The sequence below is a fragment of the Nevskia ramosa DSM 11499 genome, assembly GCF_000420645.1.
Lineage (GTDB): Bacteria > Pseudomonadota > Gammaproteobacteria > Nevskiales > Nevskiaceae > Nevskia > Nevskia ramosa.
This window is the reverse complement of record NZ_ATVI01000008.1, coordinates 1-19,809: the sequence shown is the minus strand read 5'-3', so window position 1 is coordinate 19,809 and position 19,809 is coordinate 1. Positions and strand designations below refer to the sequence as shown.

Here is a 19,809-nt window from a genome sequence, read left to right as displayed (position 1 = left end):
TCCTGATCTTTCAATTCAAAACAGCTCTAGCCCTCTCCCCTCGGGAGCGGGAGAACAACAGTCTTCTCGACCGCCTTACGCCTTCAGCTTGAACTCGATCGGCACGATCACCCAGGCTTCCACCTTCTGATCGCCGCGCTTGGCCGGCACGAAACGCCAGCGCTTGAAGACGATGTCGCGCCCCGCGTTGTCGAGGCTCGATGAACCGCTGGACTTCTCGATCGTCACGTTCCCGGCAACGCCTTCCGTGGTCACCAGCACCCTCAAGAACACCGTGCCGGATTCACCGCGCTGCTTGGCCGAAAACGGATAGATCGGCGCCGGGTTGTTCAGATACGCGGCAACGAAGTTCGGCGGCACGATCGCCGGCTCTGCAGGTGGCGACGATGCGGGCGCTGCCGGAGGTGCTGGCGGACTCGGTTCTTCGGCCACCGCTTCGGTCACCGGCTCGTCATCCGGTGGCGGCGTGACGATCGCCGACGGTGTCGGCTTGGCGGTCGCCATCAGCCGCGGCTGGGGCTTCGGCTTCACTGGCTCGGGTGGCGGTGGCGGCGGTTCGATCATCACCACCGGCGCCTCCGCGATCATCGTCACCTGCATCACCACCGGCTCCGGCGCTGGCAAGGCTTCGCTGCGGGCGATCAACAAGCTCGTGAAACCGCCAAGGTGCAGACCGATCACGACGATGGCGGCAATGACGCGACCCCGCGCCGACATCCGCTGGCCGCACCGATAACCGTGTTCCTGGATCGCGATCGTGCTCACAGATCAGACCATTTGCGCAGCAGGTTGTGATACGTGCCGGTCAGACGGATCAGCGCCGGATGGCCTTCGGGATGCAGTTCGCGCAGCGTCATCAATGCCCGGTCCATGTCGTACAGCAGACGCCGGTTATCGTCGTCGCGAACCATGCTCTGCACCCAGAAGAATGAAGCCAGACGCGCACCGCGCGTCACTGGCCGCACTTCATGCAGATGCGTCGCCGGATACAGCAGCAGATCACCGGCCGCGAGCTTGATCGCCTGTACACCGCCGATCTCATCACTGTCGCCAATGACCAGTTCGCCGCCGTCATAGCTGTCCGGATCGGCGAGAAAAAGAGTTGCCGACAGATCCGTACGTACCCGATGCGGCGGCTGCCGGCTCAGGCGTACGGCGGTGTCGATATGTGCACCGAAATGCCCACCGCCGGTGTAGCGGTTGAACATCGGCGGGAACACCTTCAGCGGCAGCGCCGCCGAGGTGAACAAGGCACTGCGTGACAAGGCCACCAGCACCACTTCGCCCAGCTCCTTTGCCAGCGGATGGTCTTCGGTGAGCTGGTCGTTGTGCTTGACCTTCGCCGCCTGCGGCCCGGCCGTGACTCGTCCGTCTTCCCAGTCGACCGTGGCCAGCCGCTCGCGGATGAACGCGAGCGGACGGGCTTCAAGCAGACCAGGAATTCGGACGATCATGAGCGGGCAGCAGATCGGAACATCAGTACGTGAAGTTCAGCGCCAGCAGGAACGAACGCGGGATGCTCGGCTGATAGCGCTGGCCATTGTTGTTGACCGCACCGACATAGTCCTCGTCCAGCAGGTTGTAGATGTTGGCCTGGAGACCGAGGTTGGCCGTCACTTCGTAGCTCACAACCGCATCTACAACGAAATAGTCCTCGACCTTGACGACGCCGGTGGTCACGCTGCCGAGATTGTTGTTGATCGTGCGTGCCTGGCTGTCGATGTAACGCAGGCCACCACCGATGGTCAGCGGACCGGTGATCGGACCGAAGGCGAGCGGCAGCTTGTAGCTCGTCCAGGTCGTGATGCTGTTCTTCGGCGAGAAGTTGACTGCGGCGCCGCTCTGCGTCGAGGTGCCGTCGGTGGCAATCGTGCCTTCGGAGACTTTCGCATCCTGGAACGTGTAGCCCGCCGACAACTGCCAGGCCTCGGTGAGATTGCCAACCACTCCGAGTTCCACACCCTGGATACGGCGCTTGCCGTACTGGACGATCTCGTTGCCGGACTGACGGGCGATGTCGTTCTTCGATTCGGTACGGAACAGCGCGCCGGTCACCGCCAGCTTGTTGTCGAGCAGATCCCACTTGGTACCGACTTCGACGCTGTCGGCCTTCGATGGCGCCAGCGCGGTCGAATTGATGTTGGTCGTCGTCGCGCTCAGTGCGAAGTTGTCTCCGCTCGGCGGACGCTTGCTGGTGCCGTACGAGGCGTAGACCGAACCATTCGGCAGCGGCTTCCACAGGCCACCGGCCTTGTAGGTGACCAGCGTGCCGCTCTTGGTGAGCCGCGAGCCGAGCAGCGTGCCGACCGGCGTCACGCCCGGGTTCGCAGCGGCGGTCGACAGCGTGCCGGCCTCGGTTTCCGTGCGATAGCGCTCGAAGCGCAGGCTGCCGCTGAGCTGGAACTGGTCCCGCTCGCCGAACTTCGCGGTGTCATTCAGGTAAGCCGCACCGGTCTGCGTGCGGCCGTCGGTGTACGCACCGTTGTACGACAGATCGACACCCGGATCGGAAGCGTTCGGGTTGTAGACGTCGGCGCGCTGCTGCACCTGCGCGGGCGTGGTGGCCGTGACGGCGTAGGTCGGCTGACTCTGCGATTCCTGGATGAATTCGAAGCCGCTGGCGAAATCGTGCTTGATCACGCCCGTGGTGAGCGAACCGCGCAGATTGGTCTGGTTGGTCAGCAGCTCGTTGTGGCGGACGATGCCCTGACGCGAGCGGCCAACGGTCCAGGTGGAGGGATCGTTGACATCGCCGAAGGTCGGCGCACCGCTCGGTGCGGTGAGCACGCGCCACTGGGAAGCCCGGCTGTAACGCGAGGTGTTGGTGACCGTGTAGCCCGGCTTGATGTCGTGCTCGAAACGTCCCGTGTAGGTGTTGACGTCGATGTTCTCGTAATCGGTGTCGAGACCATAGAAGTTCGAACTGTCGACCCGCTCGGCGACAACGCCGTTGGGATTGGTTTCCGGACTATCGAGCGTCGGATTGCGCCAGCCGGAGACACCGACCGACACCACGCCGCCATCCGGCACATTGTCGTGGAAGATGTGCTGGGTGAACAGCGTGATCCGCGTCGGGGTGCCAAGCCCGAAGGCGATGCTCGGTGCCACACCCCAGCGCTGGCTCTCCACCTTGTCACGGCCGGCAACACCGCCGTCCTGGCCGACCACGTTCAGGCGCACGGCGATGTCGTCGGTGATCTTGCGGTTGACGTCGACGGTGCCGCGGCGACGGTCACGCGTGCCGTAAGCCAGCGAGCCACCGATGGCGTCATCGGCGAACGGCGTCTTCGACACCAGATTGATGTAGCCCGAAGCGACGCCGCGGCCGTTGTCGGCACCGGCCGGACCCTTGACGATCTCGACCTGCTCAAGATTGAACAGATCGCGCGTTGCCGGCGAAATGTCGCGGATGTTGTCGACGAAGATGCTGCCCTGCGAATCGAAGCCGCGCAGGAACACGGCGTCACCGCTGGTGGTGTTGCCGTTCTCGCCCTGCTGGAAGGTGATGCCCGGGGTCAGGCGCAGCGCGTCGCTGAGCGTCAGTGCGCCCTGCTGCTTCATCAGCTCCTTCTTCACCACGCTGATCGTCTGCGGCGTGTCGAGCAGCGGCTGGGTGAATTTCGGCGAGCTGACCTTGTCGGCCTTGATGCCGCCAGCGGCGGAGTCTTCAACCTTGACCGTCGGCAGCGTCGTTGCCGGTTCGGCGGGGGCCGTCTGGGCTGCGGCGGGGCCAGCATGGAAAGCGAGGACGGCAGCGGCGATCGGGCTCAGGCGAAACAGGGGCGACGACATTGACGAGTTACTCCGAAAGGGGTCAATAAGCCCCGCGCCGCCGTCTTGACGAGGCTGCGGGACAGTGGATCTTTTCGGTATGTACCGAAGCGATGCCGCTGCCCGGTTGTGCCTGACGAGATGCAGGCATGATAAATGATAGGCGTTCTCATTTGCAAAGACTTGCAGGCTTTAGGTGCGAAATACCCGCGAACACGCCGATATCTCTACGCAAAATTCACAAAATCGCCCTTTTCCGACGCCTTGATCGCCTCAAAGGCTCCGGAATTGCTTCACCGAACGCTGCTGCACCGCGGCGCTGGTTGATGACCGCTCCGACATAATCGCCACTGACCTTCATCGGAAGACACGCGATGCTTTACATCGCTGGCCATTGGCAAGCCGGACACGGTCCCGAGTTCACCCGGCGCAATCCTTCGACCGATGCCGAAATCTGGCGTGGCCAGGCGGCTGACGCTGCTGACGTCGACGCCGCTTTCGCCGCCGCACGCACTGCCTTCGAGGCCTGGGCGGACACCGGCTTCGAGCACCGCGCCGCCCTCGCCCGCCGTTATGCGGACCTCCTGCGCGAACGCAGCGAAGCGATCGCGCTGACCATCGCCCGCGAAGTCGGCAAGCCGCTGTGGGAAGCGCGGACCGAAGTGGCGACGATGGCGGGCAAGATCGAGCTGTCGATCCAGGCCTGGAACGAACGCACCGGCCACAAGGAGCAGACCACCGCCTTCGGCCGTCACCGCCTGGAGCACCGTCCGCATGGCGTGGTCGCGGTGTTCGGCCCGTACAACTTTCCCGGCCATCTGCCGAACGGCCACATCGTGCCGGCGCTGCTGGCCGGCAATGCGGTGATCTTCAAGCCCAGCGAGCTGACGCCGATGACCGCGGCGGCGATGGTCCAGACCTGGATCGATGCCGGTCTGCCGCCGGGCGTACTGAACCTGCTGCAAGGTGAACGGGCGACCGGCGAAGCGATTGCCCGTCATCCCGATCTGGACGGTCTGTACTTCACCGGCAGCTCGCGCACGGGAGCCTTGCTGAATCAGCAGTTCGCCGCCCATCCCGGCGCGATCCTGGCGCTGGAGATGGGTGGCAACAATCCGCTGGTGGTCGGCAGTCGCTACGACATCGCCGCCGCCGTGCATGAAATTGTTCAAAGCGCCTGGATCACCAGCGGCCAGCGCTGCACCTGCGCACGCCGGCTGTTCATTGCCGACGATGCCCAAGGCGATGCACTGGTGGCCGCGCTCATCGATGCGGCAAGCGCGCTGACCGTCGGCCCGGCGGAAAGCCTGCCGCAGCCGTTCATGGGGCCGGTGGTGTCCGGCCGGGTCGCCGAAGCCCTGCTCGCGGTGCAGGCCGATCTCCTCGCTCGCGGCGCGACTGCCTTGCTGCCGATGACCCAGCTGTCACTCGGCGCGGCCTACGTGACGCCGGCGCTGATCGACGTGACCGCGATCGCTGACAGCCTGCCGGACGAAGAACACTTCGGCCCGTTGCTGAAGCTGATCCGCTACTCGAGCTTTGACGCAGCGCTGCGTGGTGCCCGCGCCACCCGCTACGGCCTGTCCGCCGGCCTGCTGAGCGATGACGACGCGGAATGGACCGCCTTCCAGCGGGCCAGCCGCGCCGGCATCGTCAATCGCAATCGCCCGACCACCGGTGCCAGCGGTGCCTATCCCTTCGGCGGCGTCGGCGCCAGCGGCAACCACCGCGCCAGCGCCTACTACGCCGCCGATTACTGCAGCTATCCGGTGGCGACGACCGAAGCCGATCGCCTGTTGCCGCCGCCGGGCTTCGACGCCGTAGATCCATCTGCCTACGGCGTGCACTCAGCGGCCGTGAAGCCGTACTGATAGCGAACTCCGAGAATCGCGCCGCTGGCGTCGACCGACAGCGACAGATTGGTCGTGTTCAGTGTGCCGTTCGGCGTGTAACCCACCGAGATCACCTGCTTGTGCGATGCGAAGGCATTGTCGGCAGGCGCATAGGTGGTGCTGTCCTCGAAGTAATAGCTCTTGTACTCGTTGTACTGCGCCGGGCTGACCGAAAGGACGCCGAGGCTTATCGAGCCATCCGCCGCGATCGAGAACGCGGTGCTGCCGCTGGGCACGCCGGCCGCAGTGCTTGCCGGGCAGTTCAGCGTGGCGGTGCGGGCATAGCCGCCGACGATCGCCGCAGCGTTCACAGCCGCAAGATTGGCGCGGCCGCTGACACCCGTGCAGTTGCGGCTCTTGCTGGTCTCGAAGGCAATGACGTTGACGGCTGCGGGCTGGATGCTGCCATCGGGCAGGAACTGCAGCAGGAAACGCGACGTATAGCTGCCGGACTGGCGTAGCGAGCTGTAAGCTCTGTTGCCCTGCAGGATCACGCCGCCACCGTTGCCGGCATCGACGCTGGCCAGGCCGTCGACACTGCCGGTGCCATCGGCATTGATGACGATCGTGCGGTTGACCGTGCCGCCGCTATCGGTCGGACAGGCGACAACGTACTGGCCGACATAGGCGGCGCTGAGCTGTGCCGCCAGCGAGTCTGCAGGCGTGGTGGGTGTGAGAGGCGGCGGCGTGACATCGCGCTGCCTGGAGACCAGTAGCACCCCGCTCTCGGCACCGGCGAAGCCCTGCGCGGTCAGCGTCAGATAGCCCAGCGCCGGCTCGTAGGTGATGAACAGATCGATCGAACTGCCGTTGGCGGCGTAGTAGCGGGCGATGTCCTTCTCGGTGGCAGTGCCCGGGTTGTCTTGCGTGTAGTCGCTCAGCGTGCGCTGGACATAGCGATAGCTGACGGTCTGCGTGTTGCCGATCAGGTTCACCGTACCGTCGGCGAGGATCTGGACACTGTGCAGGCTGGCGTTCGGGAACTCGCCCTCGGCGCCGCCGTAGACGTTGCTGACCTGCAGCCGGTAGTCACCGGCCAGTGCACCGAAGAACGCGCCGAGGGTGGCCGAGCCCGGCGCGGTCAGCGGGCCGGACACGACATCGGTAACCGGCGGAGGGGGTGTTGAAGGTGCGGCTGCCAGCGCGCCACCCGAAGTGAAGTCGCCGCGTGCCGCTGCGTAGCTTCGGCTCGCAGTGCTGAGCGCCTGGGCGTAGAGATCGAGCAAGCCGTCATAGGCGTCGCCGGCCGTGCCGGGTGCGATCGCGGCAATGACAGGATCGAAATCCGCCGCGGGCAGCGTGTAGCCGGCAGTGGTCAGCGCCGCGCGCAGGGCCGCGACGGCGGCATCGATTCCGCTGGCGACCTGCGGCAACTGGGTGGCGAGATTGGCGCCGCCGAACCAGGCATCGAGCGCCAGCCCGGTCGCGGTGTTTACGGCTTGCGCCAGCGCCAGATCGGTCAGCGGCGTGGTGTTGGCGATCGCCGCCGCGCTGCTGCCACGGGCCAGCGAGTAGAAGGTCTCGGCATTGGCAGCCACCGCCACCGAACCGCCGGACAACTGGATCGCGCAAGGCAGGGCCGTAGTCGGCACCTGCACGGTCCAGGCCCCATCGCTGCCGCTGCTGGCGCTGGCCGTGCTGCCATCGCCGCAGCGCAGGCTGATCGCGGCAGCCGTGATCGGCGCGCCGATCGCAGCGCGGCCGCTGACCGTGGTCATCGCGACCGGCGTGGGTGGTGAAGGTGGTGGAACACTGCCGGCATCGTTGCCGTTGCAGGCCGACAGCAGCGCCGTCAGGGCCAGAAAGGCGCCTGCAGCAGGCGACGGAATTCGCATCGGACTCATGATTTCTCTCCTCGGATTGAAACGTGTTTTTGGTTTTTTTTGCGGCCCTTCAGGGCCTTCAGTGAGCGCTGCCCAGCGCCTGCAGGAAGGCCGCCGTGGTCTCGCCGATCAGCTTGTCGAACGTCGCCTTGTAGGCGTCTTCGCTTTCAGGCTTCGAGACGAAGCTCTTGGTTTTCTGGGTGCCGCTGCCGAGCAGGATGCCGAGCGCGTTGGTGACGCCGTCGCCCTTCTTGTCGGCGGCCGAGGTCGATTCGCTCATCGTGAAGATGTCTGGCTCGGCGACGGACGGATCGTCCAGGTAGATCGCGCCGCCGAAACGGGCGCGCTTGCTGGTGGTGAAAGTGCGGGCGCCGCCCGGGCCGTTGATCTGCCATTCGGTGTCGCCCGCCAGCAGCACCGGCGCCGACTGGATACTGGCGTGGCTCGAGGTGCCGGCAATCAGGCGCCAGCCGCGCTTCGGCTTGGAGGTGAGGCCGAAGCTGGCCAGGTAATGGATGTGCAGCAGGCTGGCATCGAGCGCCTTGGCGATCTCGCCGGCCTTGGCGCCGCGGCCCTGATTCTGGGAGTCGACCCGCTGGCCGAGGCTGCCGCGGCCGATGCTCGACGAGAAGAACGCCTTCATGCCGGCCGGCGCGAAGATCTTGCTGATCTGCGGATTCTTTTCGCCGAAGCTCGAATCCGAAAACGTGAACGGTGATTCCAGGCCGTACTTGGCGAGTTGTCCCTGCCAGATCTCGTTCGCCGCCAGGGTCGCCGGATCGACGACTTCGTAGCCCGCCGCCTGCAGCGCAGCGACGGTATCGGCGTAAGCCTGGTCGGTGATCGCCTGCATGGTGGCGTCGCTGACGCCTTCGAGCGTCGCCGTGACCATCGCCGTCGAACTGCCGAAGGCGCCGCCGTTGCCACGATCCTGCGCGTAGATCTGGGTGTAGAACTCGACGCCGAACTCGGCAATCGCCACCCGCTTGGCACCTTGCACCGCCCCGACGTTATCGGTGCCGACATCCGGCGCTGCCGACACCGCCGATGAAGTCATCGCCAGCAGGCCCAGCAGCAGCCCCGCTCCCTGTTTCCAGATCTTGTTGAAGCCCGTCATGGTCATCCCCGGTGTTGCCGAACGGGCCGTTTGCCCGCTGCGGAAACTCTAGGGATCGCCGGTTCCGGCCGAACCCCCTAGCTGGGGGGTGTGGCTTGACGCCGACAAGACCGGATCGCCAGTCTCGCTGCATCAGAACTTGGGGCTGCAGGCATGAAGACCGCATTGATCGTCGAAGACCAGACGCCGCTGGCGCAGTGGCTGGAGCAGACGCTGCGCGAGGCCTTCGACGGCATCGTGGTCAGCCGGGTCGACAGCCTGCTGTCCGGCCGGCGCTGGCTGCGCGGTCTCACCGCAGAGACCGGGCCGGAACTGGCGCTGATCGACCTCGGCCTGCCCGACGGCTCCGGCGTCGAACTGATCCGCGAACTGAGCGCGGCGCACCCGCGCTGCCAGTGCATCGTCTCGACGATCTACGCCGACGATGCCCACGTGTTCCCGGCGCTGCGGGCCGGCGCGCGCGGCTACCTGCTCAAGGATCAGCCGCGCGAAAAGATGGTGGCAGCACTGCGTGGCATCGCTGCCGGTGAGCCGCCGCTGTCGGCGACCATCGCCCGCCGCCTGCTGCGGGTGTTCGGTGATGAACCGGGACGCGCCGCTGGCACCGAGCAGCCGCTGTCGCCGCGCGAGCGCGAAACCCTGGTGCTGATTGCCAAGGGCTGCCGGCTGCCGGAAGTCGCGCTGCACCTCGGCGTGACCCGCAACACCGCCGCCGGCTTCATCAAGAACGTCTACCGCAAGCTCGAAGTCAGCAGCCGCGCCGAAGCGACGATCGAGGCGACGCGGCTCGGCCTGGTCAATCCGCAGCTCTGAAGCGGCCTCGCGAACCCCGGTTCGCGCAGTCTTGACGCGGTCCGTTACGATCGCCGCCCAAACTCCGTGAGCGCCTGACGATGGTCGAAGCCGACAACGACGCGATGCCGGCGCGGATTGGCCCGTATCGCATCCTGCGCCTGCTCGGTGAGGGTAGCCACGGCCGCGTCTATCTCGCTGAGGAAAGCGATCCGCCACGCCGCATCGCGCTGAAAGTGCTGCGCGCCGCCAGCGCCGGCGAGGACCTGCGCCGCCGCTTCCGGCGCGAGATCGAGCTGCTGGCCGCACTCGAACATCCGGGCATCGCACGGCTCTATGCCGCCGGTGTTGCCGACAGCGATGCCGGCCCGCTGCCCTGGCTGGCGATGGAATACATCGAAGGCCAGGACCTGCTGGCCTATGCCGACAACGCGAAGCTCGATCTGCGCGAACGGCTGGCGCTGCTCGCCGAGATCAGCCGCATCGTCCATTTCGCGCACACGCGCGGCGTCGTCCATCGCGACCTGAAGCCGGCCAATCTGCTGGTCGACGCATCCCGCAAGCCGCGCGTGCTGGACTTCGGCATCGCCCATCTGGTGCTCGACGAGGCCACGCCGATGACCCGGGTCGGCCAGGTGCTCGGCACCGTGCCGTACATGAGTGCCGAGCAGTTGGCCGGCACCGACCGCGCCGATCCGCGCAACGATGTCTATTCGCTCGGCGTCATTGCCTACGAGCTGCTCAGCGGCCACCTGCCCTATCCCGGCCTGTCGAAATCGACCGTGCTCGAAGCGTTGGCGATGATCCGCGCCGGCCGCATCGAGCGGCTGTCGCAACATCTGCCGGCCGCGCGCGGCGATACCGAAACCGTGGTGATGAAGGCGATGGCGCAGGAGTCCGCGCATCGCTACGGCTCTGCTGCCGAACTGGCCGGCGATCTCGATCGCTTGCTGCTGAGCCAGCCGATCGAAGCACGGCCGCCGACCGCCGGCTACCTCGCCGGCCTGTTCGTGCGCCGGCACAAGGCGATCACCGCGGCCGCGGTTGTCGCGGTGCTGGCGCTGATCGGCGGTGCCGCAGTCGCGATCCGCTACGGCCTCGCCGAAGCCGAAGCGCGGCAGCAGGCCGATGCCCGCAGCGCCGAGGCCGAAGCGGTGAACGCATTTCTCGAAAAGATGCTGACCGCCGCCACGCCGGACGAGGAACTGGGCCGCGATCTGCGCGTGCGCGAAGTGCTGGATTCGGCCCGAGCCTCGCTCGGCGCCGAACGCAACGAGGCCTTGTCGTCGACCCTCTACCGCACGCTCGGCGCCAGCTATCTGGCACTGGCCGACAGCGATACCGCGCTGACGCTGCTCGATGAAGCTCGCAGGCGCGCCATCGCGTCCTACGGTGCCGACAGCACCCAGGCTCGCGCCGCGAAACTGCTGCACGCCGAAGCGCTGGTGCAGAAGAATCAGCTGGCCGAAGCCGGTAGCGAAATCGCCGACATCACCACGGCGACACAGCCCGAGCTTGACGCCCGCAAGCAGGCACTGCGCGCACGCCGTCTGCAGGGCACGATCCAGCGCGAGCAGGGCCAGTTCGCCGAGGCGGAAAAGATCTGGGCTGGCGTCCATGCCGACGCTCTGAAGCTGCTCGGGCCAGACGATGATTTCACCCTGACCGTAGCCGGCGATCACGCCGTGGCCTTGCAGGACAACGGCGATCTCAAGGGCGCGCGTGCCGAGCAGGAACAGTTGCTGGAGCAGCAGACGCAGCGGCTCGGCCCTGATCATCCGGACACGCTGACCGCGCGCTCCAGCCTTGCTGCGACCACCGCCTATCTCGGTGATCTGCCAGCCGCCGTGGCGATGATGCGCGAGGTCGTCGCCGGCATGCGCAAGACCTTCGGCGATACGCATCCGGAAACGCTCACCGCGATGGGCAATCTCGGCGCGATGCTCAATGACACCGGCGCCGAAGCCGAAGGCCTGAAGCTCAGCCAGGAAGTGCTCGACGCGCGCCTGCGCCATCTCGGCCCGGCCAGCCGCAACAGCATCGATGCCTATACGACAGTCGGCGTCGCCCAGGCCGCGCTGGGCCAGAGTGACGCGGCCGAAAAGACCTTCCGCACTGCGCTGGCGGCTGCCGATACGCAACCCCAAGTGCTGGCCGAATCGGCACTGCTGGTGCGCGCCAATCTGTCCTCGCTGCTGATGAAGCTGAACCGGCTTGCCGAGGCGCGGCACGAACTGGAGCTGACCGTCGCCAGCAGCATCGCGATCAAGGGCAAGGACAACTGGCAGACCGCCGCGTCGCAAAGCCTGTACGGCGAATGCCTGTTCCGGCTGCGCGACCTGCCAGCCGCCGAAGCGGCACAGCAAGCGGCGCTGACCGCCTTCACGGCCACGCTCGGACCGGAACACGATCGCAGCCAGCTGGCGCGTGAACGTTTGCAGAAAGTTCTGCTCGCCGAAGGCAAGGCCGATCAGGCCGCCGCGCTCGCGCCAGCGAAAGTGCCGGCCGTGACGCCATGAGCATCGCGGTGGTGATCGTCATCCTGTTGGCAGTGGCCTGCATGTGGCTGCTGCGCCAGCGCGCGCAACTGAAGCGCGAACTCGCCGTGCTGGAACTGCACAAGACCGGCGAAGCCGACAGCCGTCGCCAGGCGATTGCCAGCGAACGCAGCCGCCTGCTCGGTGATCTGCATGACGACATCGGCGCCAAGCTGCTGACCCTGATCCACAGTCTCGATCGCCCGGAGCAGGCCGACCTCGCCCGCGCGGTGATGCAGGACCTGCGCGACATCGTCAGCCGCAGCCAGCTCGAACCGCTGAGCCTGCTCGAAGCACTGGCGCAGATGCGCGAGGAAACCGAGGAGCGGCTGGCGGTGATCGGCAGCAGCCTGGAATGGCAGCAGGATGGCGAACTGCCGGACCCGCCACTCGACGAAGCGCAGGCCCTGCATCTGTTCCGCATTGGCCGTGAAGCGGTGACCAACGCGCTGCGCCACGGCCATGCGACGCATCTGCGTATCCGCATCCGCGCCGCCAGCGGCATGCTGCTGTTCGATCTCACCGACGACGGCCCCGGTCTGCTTGCCGATGGCCCTTCCGGCCGCGGCACCACCGGCATGCGTCGCCGCGCCGAGGAACTGCAGGGCTCGATCGCCTGGACCGCCGGCACGCGCGGCGGCACCAAGGTGGTGCTGCAGTTCCCGCTGCCGGAATCGAACGGGATCAACAGCCCCTAGAATCGGCTCAATCCCGGCACATCCAATCCCATGTCGCAAACCCTGATCGACCTGCGCAGCGACACCGTCACCCGCCCGACCACCGCGATGCGCGCGGCCATGGCCGCTGCCGAAGTCGGCGATGACGTCTATGGCGACGACCCCAGCGTCAACCGTCTGCAAGCGATCGCCGCCGAGCGCTTCGGCTACCAAGCGGCGTTGTGGTTTGCCACCGGCACGCAGTCCAACCTCGCGGCGCTGATGGCTCATTGCGGGCGCGGCGACGAGTATCTGGTTGGCCAGGACGCGCACACCTACAAGTACGAGCAAGGCGGTGCCGCCGTGCTCGGCTCGATCCAGCCGCAGCCGATCAGCAATCAGCCGGATGGCTCGATCGCGCTGGCCGACATCGCCGCGGCGATCAAGCCGGACGATCTGCACTTCGCACGAACGCGCCTGCTGGCGCTGGAGAACACCATCGGCGGCAAAGTGCTGCCACAGACGTATGTCGCCGATGCCACGGCCTTCGCGAAATCGCGTGGCCTGGCGACGCATCTCGACGGTGCGCGGCTATGCAACGCGATGGTTGCGGGTGGACTGAGCGCGCGCGCAGCCGTGGCCGGTTTCGATTCGGTGTCGCTGTGCCTGAGCAAGGGTCTGGGCGCGCCAGCCGGTTCGCTGCTGTTCGGCAGCACGGCGTTCATCGCTGCGGCGAAGCGCTGGCGCAAGGCGCTCGGCGGCGGCCTGCGTCAAGCCGGCATCTATGCGGCAGCCGGGCTATACGCGCTGGAGCATCACGTCGAACGGCTCGCCGAAGATCACGCCAATGCCGCGCATCTCGCGGCCGGCCTGGCGGCGCTCGGGCTGAAAGTGGAACCGGTGCAGACCAACATCGTGTTCGTCGAGATCGCGTCAGAAGACCTTCCGGCGCTCAAGCTCTACCTGCCCGAACAGGGCGTGATCGCCACACTCGGTACGCGTACGCGGCTGGTCACGCACCTGGATTTGCCGCGCGCGAAGATCGATGCCGCACTGGCGGCGTTCGAGCGTTATTACGCGGTCAAGAAGCACGCTTCGACCTTGTTTTCAGCACCGAAACCGGGCGGCACCTTGCCGCCGGGCATGGCCGAGTTGTACGGGAAGATGACGTGAGCGCCGTGGACAGCAGCGACGAGAAAAAGCCGGTCAGCATCGAAGCGAACTTCGATGGCCTGGTTGGCCCGACGCACAACTACGCCGGGCTGGCGCAGGGCAACAAGGCCGCGGAGAAGAACGCCGAGCAGCCGTCGAACCCGCACGCCGCGGCCTTGCAGGGATTGGCCAAGATGCGGGCGCTGGCGGCGATGGGTTTTGCCCAGGGCGTGCTGCCGCCACAGGAGCGGCCGCATATCCCGACCCTGAAGCTGCTTGGCTTCGAAGGCCGCGATGCCGAGGTGCTGATGCGCGTGCGTCGCGATGCGCCGGAACTGCTGGCGGCGATGTCCTCGGCTTCATCGATGTGGACCGCCAACGCGGCCACCGTGTCACCAGGCGCCGATACTCGCGACGGCCGCGTCCATTTCACGCCGGCCAATCTCGCCACTCACCTGCATCGCTCGATCGAACCGGTGGTCACCGGCCGCGCGCTGGCGACGATCTTCCGCAGCGAGAAGCACTTCGTGCACCACGCGCCGTTGCCGGCGACGCCGCAGATGGGCGACGAGGGCGCGGCCAATCACACCCGGCTCTGTGCCGAGCACGATGGCCACGGGCTGGAGCTGTTCGTCTATGGCGAAGCTGGCGAGAAAGACCCGAAACCTGCGGTACACCCGGCGCGCCAGAACCGCGCAGCCGGCGAAGCGATCGCCCGTCTGCATCATCTCGATCCGGACTATGTCCACCACGCCCAGCAGAAGCCGGACGCGATCGATGCCGGGGTCTTCCACAACGACGTCATCGCGGTCGGCCATCGCCATCTGCTGCTGCATCACGAGCAGGCTTTCGTCGACGGCAAGGCAATCCGCAACTGGGTCAAGCGGCGCCTGAAGGGCCGCGATCCGGTGTTCATCGAAATCAAGGATCGCGAGCTGAGCGTCGAAGACGCGGTCAATTCCTACCTGTTCAACAGCCAGATCCTCAGCCTGCCTGATGGCACGATGCGGCTGATCTGCGCCCACGAATGCCAGGAGAACCACAAGGTCTGGGCGGCGATCCGGCGCATCGTCGACGACCCGCTGAACCCGATCACCGACGTGCAGTCGTTCGACCTGCGCCAAAGCATGCGCAACGGCGGCGGCCCGGCTTGCCTGCGCTTGCGCGTCGTCCTCGACCCGGCCCAACGCACGGCAGTGAACCCGAAGGTGTGGATCGACGATGCACTCGCCATCCGGCTCGAAGCCTGGATCAGCAAGTACTACCGCGACCGCCTGGTACTGGCCGATCTCGCCGATCCGCAACTGCTCGACGCTTCGCGCAGCGCGCTGGACGAGCTGACCCAGATTCTGGGTCTGGGCAGCTTGTATGACTTTCAGCGCTAGATCAGGGGCTGGACGCGCAAGGCGGCTCCTCATCGCCTTCAGACAATTACAGGCACTGCACCAAGGCTAGACCGGAGATCGCGGAACCAACCCGATCTCCGGTCTTTGCAACAGCCTACAGAAGCTAGCTGCCAGGCCTGCCTCTACCTGAGCGAAGGCAGGATGCCGATCCTCAGGAAGAAATCGAGTTCCTGAGCACGCGACTCTTCCGTCTTGCCCGGAGTCTCCGGCCAGTCGTGACCCAGTCCCGCTTCATTGACGAAATCGCAGACTCGTCCCATCGCTCGCAGCGAAGTACAGAGACGCAGGTTCGCCGTCTCGGCGAAGACCATATCGCCGTCCGCGTGGAAGATCAGATAAGGCGGTATCTGACTGTCGATTCCCAGTTCGGGGCTGATGGTATCGGCGAACGGTCCAAAGCGATCCAGCTGAGTCTGACCGAGCTGCGCATCCGGTGCCGTGGAACTGACACCTGAACGCAATACCACGGCGCCTACACGGAATGGCGGGGTGTTGCGGAACGAGGTCGTCACCGGCGGCTCCAGCAACGAAGCCCATACCGCGTTGCCGCCGCCGGAACTGGTTCCGGTCACGACAATGCGCGACGGATCAATACCCAGCTGTGCAGCATTCTCCTGAGCCCAGCGCACCACCAGTCGTGCATCGTCGGCGTGGACATAAGCGTAGGTGCCGAATCGATCGTTGACGCGCTGATCCGGTGCGATCACGACCATGCCCTGCTCTGTCGCCCAGTAGCGGGAACGAGAGCCCGGGAGACCGCTGCGCGCCCAACCGCCACCACTCCAATCGATATATGCCGATCGACGATCCGAGGGCTGCCAGCCTGCCGGATTGAATACAAACGCACGCAGCGGAATGATCCCGTCTGTACGCAGGACATAGTTGGCCGAGGAACCTCCGACATTCGCTGGCGTGTTGGCGACTGGATCAATCGTCGTGGAGATGCTCTGCGTCGATTGGGTATTACCCAACCTCAGGTTCACCGACGTACTCGTCGAGTAAGTGGACGGCATCACGAACCGAACGACCACCCGATCACCTTCGGCGACCGTACCCGCTGCAGAGGTGTAGGGGCCGCCATTGATGCTGTACTGCCCTCCCGTCACCGTAACAGCCGTGGGACCAGTGGAATTGGTCACCACAACAGGCTGAGTGAACTGCACCGAACCAGGCACCACCAAGGCACCAGGATACGTGGACGCAATTGCCAGAGTGAACCGGGCAGGACGGGTAGCGGAGCCAACCGTGCGCACCGGCCAGTTGATCACCGTCTGACCAATCGATATATCCACTGAATAGCTACGCCCGAAATCAGGCCCGGTTACCACCTTTACTCGCAGTACGTCCCCCGCCACAACAGTCCCCGCCGCTCCGGTGTAGGGGCCGTTATTCAGGCTGTACATATAAGGGGCGTTGATCGAGATCGGAACCGGCACATTGATGCCATTGACCGTTGTCGGCGGAGATACCACCTCGCTGTTGACGGAGGCACCCTGCGTAGTCGGGAATCGCAGCAGATCCACCAGAACATCGACAGGTGCTTGCGTCGTTACCGTCCACGATGTGCTGTAGCTGCCGACCGAGACCGTACCGGTGCGCTGGTCATTGAGCATTGGACCTGCCGTCACCAGCAATTTAAGCGTGTCTCCGTTACGAATAAGGCCGGTCGTCGAACTGAAGGGACCGCCATTGATGCTGTATTGGCCTCCAACGATCTCGACACGACCCGCTCCGGTAATCCCGGAAACCGTCACGGTATCGCTGAAGGTTCCGAGCAACGGGAAGCCGGAGCTTGCCGCGAACGTGAAGGCTGACGGCGAAACGATGCCGGAACCTGTCAACGCTCTGAAACTTGCGCTCACGTCGCCAATCGTCAGTTCCACATTCGACTCCGACCCTGGCACGGCCAGCGTCGATAGCTGAACCCGCGCGCCCGGTTGAACGGTTCCAGAGTCCGTCGTCAGAGGACCGCCATCGATCCGGTAAGAGCCCCCGTTGACTGAAATCGGAGTGCCGGTGTTGATGCCGGACACCGTGATCTCGTCACTGAACTGAATGAAGAATGGCGTTGCGTTGAACGCTGGCGCGAACGCGAACGCGTTGGGGTGCGTGTCGGCCGCAAGAGTCTCAACCGAGTAGGTGGCGCTGTAATCACCCACGGTCAGCACCGCACTCGCAGGAAGGCCAAACGCTTGCGATGACTGCAGCTGGATATCGACGACGTCGCCGTTGACCACGGTACCAACCGCCGAAGTGCGCGGCTGGCCATTGATGCTGTAGCTACTGCCACCCGTGATCGAGATCGGCGTAGGTACATTGATCCCGCGAATCTGCTCAGGCTCACTGGTATAGGCCGTATCGCGCGGCACGCTGTAAACGTTCGTGAACGTGAATGGATCAGGCGAGCCATCCGCGACGAACGCTTTGGTAGTGACAGAGAAGTTTCCGGAAACCCCACCGATCGTCAGCACCGCCTCCGTCGTCGTGAGGAAACTGGATGAGGCCACCAACTTGACGGATACGATATCGCCGTTCCTGACCACAGACGCAGCGCTACCGAACGGTCCGCCGTTGACGTTATAGCTGCCGCCCGTCACGGAAATCGGCGTCTCTACCGTGATTCCGGTGATGGGAACTGAATTGCTGGTCTGTTCGGACCCAGGTTCGACATTGGTGATCGGCATGAAGCTGAACGCGTCCGGTGTCGTGTCCGCGACCACGGATTTCGTCGTCACTCTGAAGTCAGCACTCACGCCGCCAATGTTCAGTGTCGCAGTTGCCGTTGTGGAGCCTGTGAACGGTGCCAACAACTGAACGGACACCGTATTCCCCGGACGGATAGTGCCCGGATCGCCCGAATAGGCACCGCCATTGACGCTGTACAGCCCCCCAATGACCGAGACCGGGGACGGCACATCAATGCCTGTGATCGCGATCGAGTCACTGTTCTGGGTACTGCTAGGATCAACATCGACCAGCGCGCGGAAACTGAAGGCATCGGGAACGGAATCGCCGGCACGCGCCGTCGTGACCGAGAAGCCGGCGCTGACACCACCGATCGTCAAGGTCGCTACCGTTGTCGTACTGGCTGAGCTAGAGGCGGTCTGCCTGACTCGCACGGTCTGGCCCACAGTCACAGTCCCCGCCGCAGCCGTGAAGGCACCGCCGTTCACGCTGTAGCTGCCGCCAGACACAGTGATCGGCGTATCCGTGTTGATACCACTGACGATGACGCCGTTGCTTGTTTCAACGCTGCCCGTTGCGGAATCGACAACCGCGCCGAACGAGAACGCATCCGGTGTCCGATCACCGTCGTCGTCAATGATCGTGCCAGTAGCAACGCCACGCCCGATCGCTACTCCACTTGACGCACCGCTGAGCGTGACGAAGAAAGTTTCATCGGGCTCAATGGTCGTGTCACCACGCACCGAGATTGGAGCACTCTTCGACGTCTCGCCGGGTGCGAAGGAGATGGTCACCGAGCCGCCACTGTAGTCAGAACCATTAGTCGCGGTGCCGTCTGATGTTGCGGCGCGAACCGTCGTGGTGGTTGCCGAAGCGGGACTCAGCGTGATCAAGAACACGATGTTCCTGGATCCGGAATTACCCTCGATGACCGAGGCGTCCGCCACGCTGAGTGTGGGCAGCATGACGTCATCGTTGGTGATCGTGATCACGCCTTGGCCGTCACTGATCGCTGCGCCCGATGCGCCAGTCAGATTCACCAACACCGTCTCATCACTTTCAAAAACTGTGTCGCCCAGTATTCCGATGGTCACCGGCTGAGTGGTCACGCCAGGTGCGAACGTCAAGGTTCCACTGGTCGCCACATAGTCGCTTCCCGCCGTCGCAGTGCCGTCCGCTGTCGCGTACATCACCGTCACCGTCGTCTGGCTCGCAGAAGACAGACTGACCGTCAGCACTGCGTTCGTCGTACCACTATTGCCTTCAACCAGGCTCGCATCGTTGATGCTCAGCGTTGGCTGAACGACATCGTCATTGGTGATCGTGATGACTCCCGCGCCACGACCAATGGTCGCGCCGCTGGCATTCGTCAGGCTAACCAACACTGTCTCATCGCTTTCAAAGACTGTATCGCCCAGTATTCCGATGGTCACCGGCTGAGTGGTCACGCCAGGTGCGAACGTCAAGGTTCCACTGGTCGCCACATAGTCGCTTCCCATCGTCGCAGTGCCGTCCGCTGTCGCGTACATCACCGTCACCGTCGTCTGGCTCGCAGAAGACAGACTGACCGTCAGCACCGCGTTCGTCGTACCACTGTTGCCTTCAACCAGGCTCACATCGTTGATGCTCAAGACCGGTCCGACCGTGGTCACCGAGTAATTCGCACTGACGCCACCGATGGTCAGCGTCGCAACCGTCGTCGTGCCCGCCGTATTCGAGGCGGTCTGCTGCACCCGAACCGTCTGGCCTACCGTCACCGTGCCCGACGTCGTCACAAACGCGCCGCCGTTGACGCTGTAGCTGCCGCCCACAACCGAGATCGGGCTCGCCGCGTTGATCCCCGCCACCGTGATCGGATTACTCGTCTGCACGCTGCCCAGCGCCACATCCGTTACCGACGCGAAGCCAAACTGATCCGGCGTCGTGTCCGCAGCGACGTCGTCATTCAGAATCGTGCCCGTCGCCTGCGATCGGCCCA

Annotated in this window: 11 protein-coding genes and 1 pseudogene; 6 read left to right on the top strand and 6 right to left on the bottom strand. The window is 65.0% G+C overall.

Annotated features, from left to right (window positions below; all coding sequences use genetic code 11):
* Positions 1-75 precede the first annotated feature (75 nt).
* Genes G513_RS23030 through G513_RS0113600 form a run of 3 tightly spaced genes read right to left on the bottom strand, consistent with a single transcriptional unit; the run spans position 76 to position 3,792 of the window.
* Entirely contained in the window at positions 76-765 is a 690-nt protein-coding gene (locus G513_RS23030; RefSeq protein ID WP_022977403.1) for an energy transducer TonB, read from the bottom strand.
* Positions 762-1,454: a Fe2+-dependent dioxygenase gene (locus tag G513_RS0113605; protein ID WP_022977402.1), complete on the bottom strand. Its 693-nt coding sequence runs from the start codon at positions 1,452-1,454 to the stop codon at positions 762-764. Before G513_RS0113605 ends, G513_RS23030 begins: the two co-directional genes overlap by 4 nt.
* A gap of 22 nt (positions 1,455-1,476) precedes the next feature.
* Positions 1,477-3,792, bottom strand: coding sequence for a catecholate siderophore receptor Fiu (locus G513_RS0113600; RefSeq protein WP_022977401.1), 2,316 nt, complete (start codon positions 3,790-3,792; stop codon positions 1,477-1,479).
* Positions 3,793-4,145: 353 nt separating this feature from the next.
* Between G513_RS0113600 and astD the strand changes: the two genes are divergently transcribed.
* The gene (gene astD / locus G513_RS23025) at positions 4,146-5,642 is read left to right on the top strand and encodes a succinylglutamate-semialdehyde dehydrogenase (RefSeq protein WP_022977400.1); all 1,497 of its coding nucleotides are present in this window, start codon (positions 4,146-4,148) and stop codon (positions 5,640-5,642) included.
* Here astD and G513_RS0113590 read toward each other — a convergent pair.
* Together G513_RS0113590 and G513_RS0113585 are read right to left on the bottom strand one after the other, a co-directional pair.
* Positions 5,606-7,507 (bottom strand): hypothetical protein, encoded by a 1,902-nt coding sequence (locus tag G513_RS0113590; RefSeq protein WP_156891671.1) that lies wholly within the window; start codon positions 7,505-7,507, stop codon positions 5,606-5,608. The two genes, astD and G513_RS0113590, sit on opposite strands and share 37 nt — an antisense overlap.
* Positions 7,508-7,565: 58 nt before the next feature.
* Positions 7,566-8,603 (bottom strand): hypothetical protein, encoded by a 1,038-nt coding sequence (locus G513_RS0113585; RefSeq protein ID WP_156891669.1) that lies wholly within the window; start codon positions 8,601-8,603, stop codon positions 7,566-7,568.
* A gap of 153 nt (positions 8,604-8,756) precedes the next feature.
* Between G513_RS0113585 and G513_RS0113580 the strand changes: the two genes are divergently transcribed.
* The 5 genes and pseudogenes from G513_RS0113580 to astB all read left to right on the top strand — a co-directional run bounded on the left by G513_RS0113580 (position 8,757) and on the right by astB (position 15,125).
* The gene (locus tag G513_RS0113580) at positions 8,757-9,416 is read left to right on the top strand and encodes a response regulator (RefSeq protein WP_022977397.1); all 660 of its coding nucleotides are present in this window, start codon (positions 8,757-8,759) and stop codon (positions 9,414-9,416) included.
* Between the two features lie 80 nt (positions 9,417-9,496).
* The gene (locus G513_RS0113575; protein ID WP_022977396.1) at positions 9,497-11,914 is read left to right on the top strand and encodes a serine/threonine-protein kinase; all 2,418 of its coding nucleotides are present in this window, start codon (positions 9,497-9,499) and stop codon (positions 11,912-11,914) included.
* Positions 11,911-12,630 (top strand): sensor histidine kinase, encoded by a 720-nt coding sequence (locus G513_RS0113570; protein WP_022977395.1) that lies wholly within the window; start codon positions 11,911-11,913, stop codon positions 12,628-12,630. The genes G513_RS0113575 and G513_RS0113570 overlap by 4 nt, the downstream gene beginning before the upstream one ends.
* Before the next feature lie 42 nt (positions 12,631-12,672).
* Positions 12,673-13,677 (top strand): annotated as a pseudogene (ltaE, locus tag G513_RS23020) (low-specificity L-threonine aldolase); the annotation flags it as partial.
* Between the two features lie 89 nt (positions 13,678-13,766).
* The gene (gene astB, locus G513_RS0113560; protein ID WP_028475528.1) at positions 13,767-15,125 is read left to right on the top strand and encodes an N-succinylarginine dihydrolase; all 1,359 of its coding nucleotides are present in this window, start codon (positions 13,767-13,769) and stop codon (positions 15,123-15,125) included.
* A gap of 143 nt (positions 15,126-15,268) precedes the next feature.
* On the opposite strand, the gene G513_RS25005 is transcribed toward astB, so the two are convergent.
* Positions 15,269-19,717, bottom strand: coding sequence for an alpha/beta hydrolase (locus tag G513_RS25005; protein ID WP_211219677.1), 4,449 nt, complete (start codon positions 19,715-19,717; stop codon positions 15,269-15,271).
* Between the last annotated feature and the right edge of the window lie 92 nt (positions 19,718-19,809).

What these genes read in the sequence shown, in the direction of transcription:
- G513_RS0113600 (WP_022977401.1), bottom strand. Translation starts at nt 3,792, where the DNA reads ATGTCGTCGCCCCTGTTTCGCCTGAGCCCGATCGCCGCTGCCGTCCTC.
- G513_RS0113590 (WP_156891671.1), bottom strand. Translation starts at nt 7,507, where the DNA reads ATGAGTCCGATGCGAATTCCGTCGCCTGCTGCAGGCGCCTTTCTGGCC.
- G513_RS0113585 (WP_156891669.1), bottom strand. Translation starts at nt 8,603, where the DNA reads ATGACGGGCTTCAACAAGATCTGGAAACAGGGAGCGGGGCTGCTGCTG.
- astD (WP_022977400.1), top strand. Translation starts at nt 4,146, where the DNA reads ATGCTTTACATCGCTGGCCATTGGCAAGCCGGACACGGTCCCGAGTTC.
- G513_RS0113570 (WP_022977395.1), top strand. Translation starts at nt 11,911, where the DNA reads ATGAGCATCGCGGTGGTGATCGTCATCCTGTTGGCAGTGGCCTGCATG.
- G513_RS0113575 (WP_022977396.1), top strand. Translation starts at nt 9,497, where the DNA reads ATGGTCGAAGCCGACAACGACGCGATGCCGGCGCGGATTGGCCCGTAT.
- G513_RS0113605 (WP_022977402.1), bottom strand. Translation starts at nt 1,454, where the DNA reads ATGATCGTCCGAATTCCTGGTCTGCTTGAAGCCCGTCCGCTCGCGTTC.
- G513_RS0113580 (WP_022977397.1), top strand. Translation starts at nt 8,757, where the DNA reads ATGAAGACCGCATTGATCGTCGAAGACCAGACGCCGCTGGCGCAGTGG.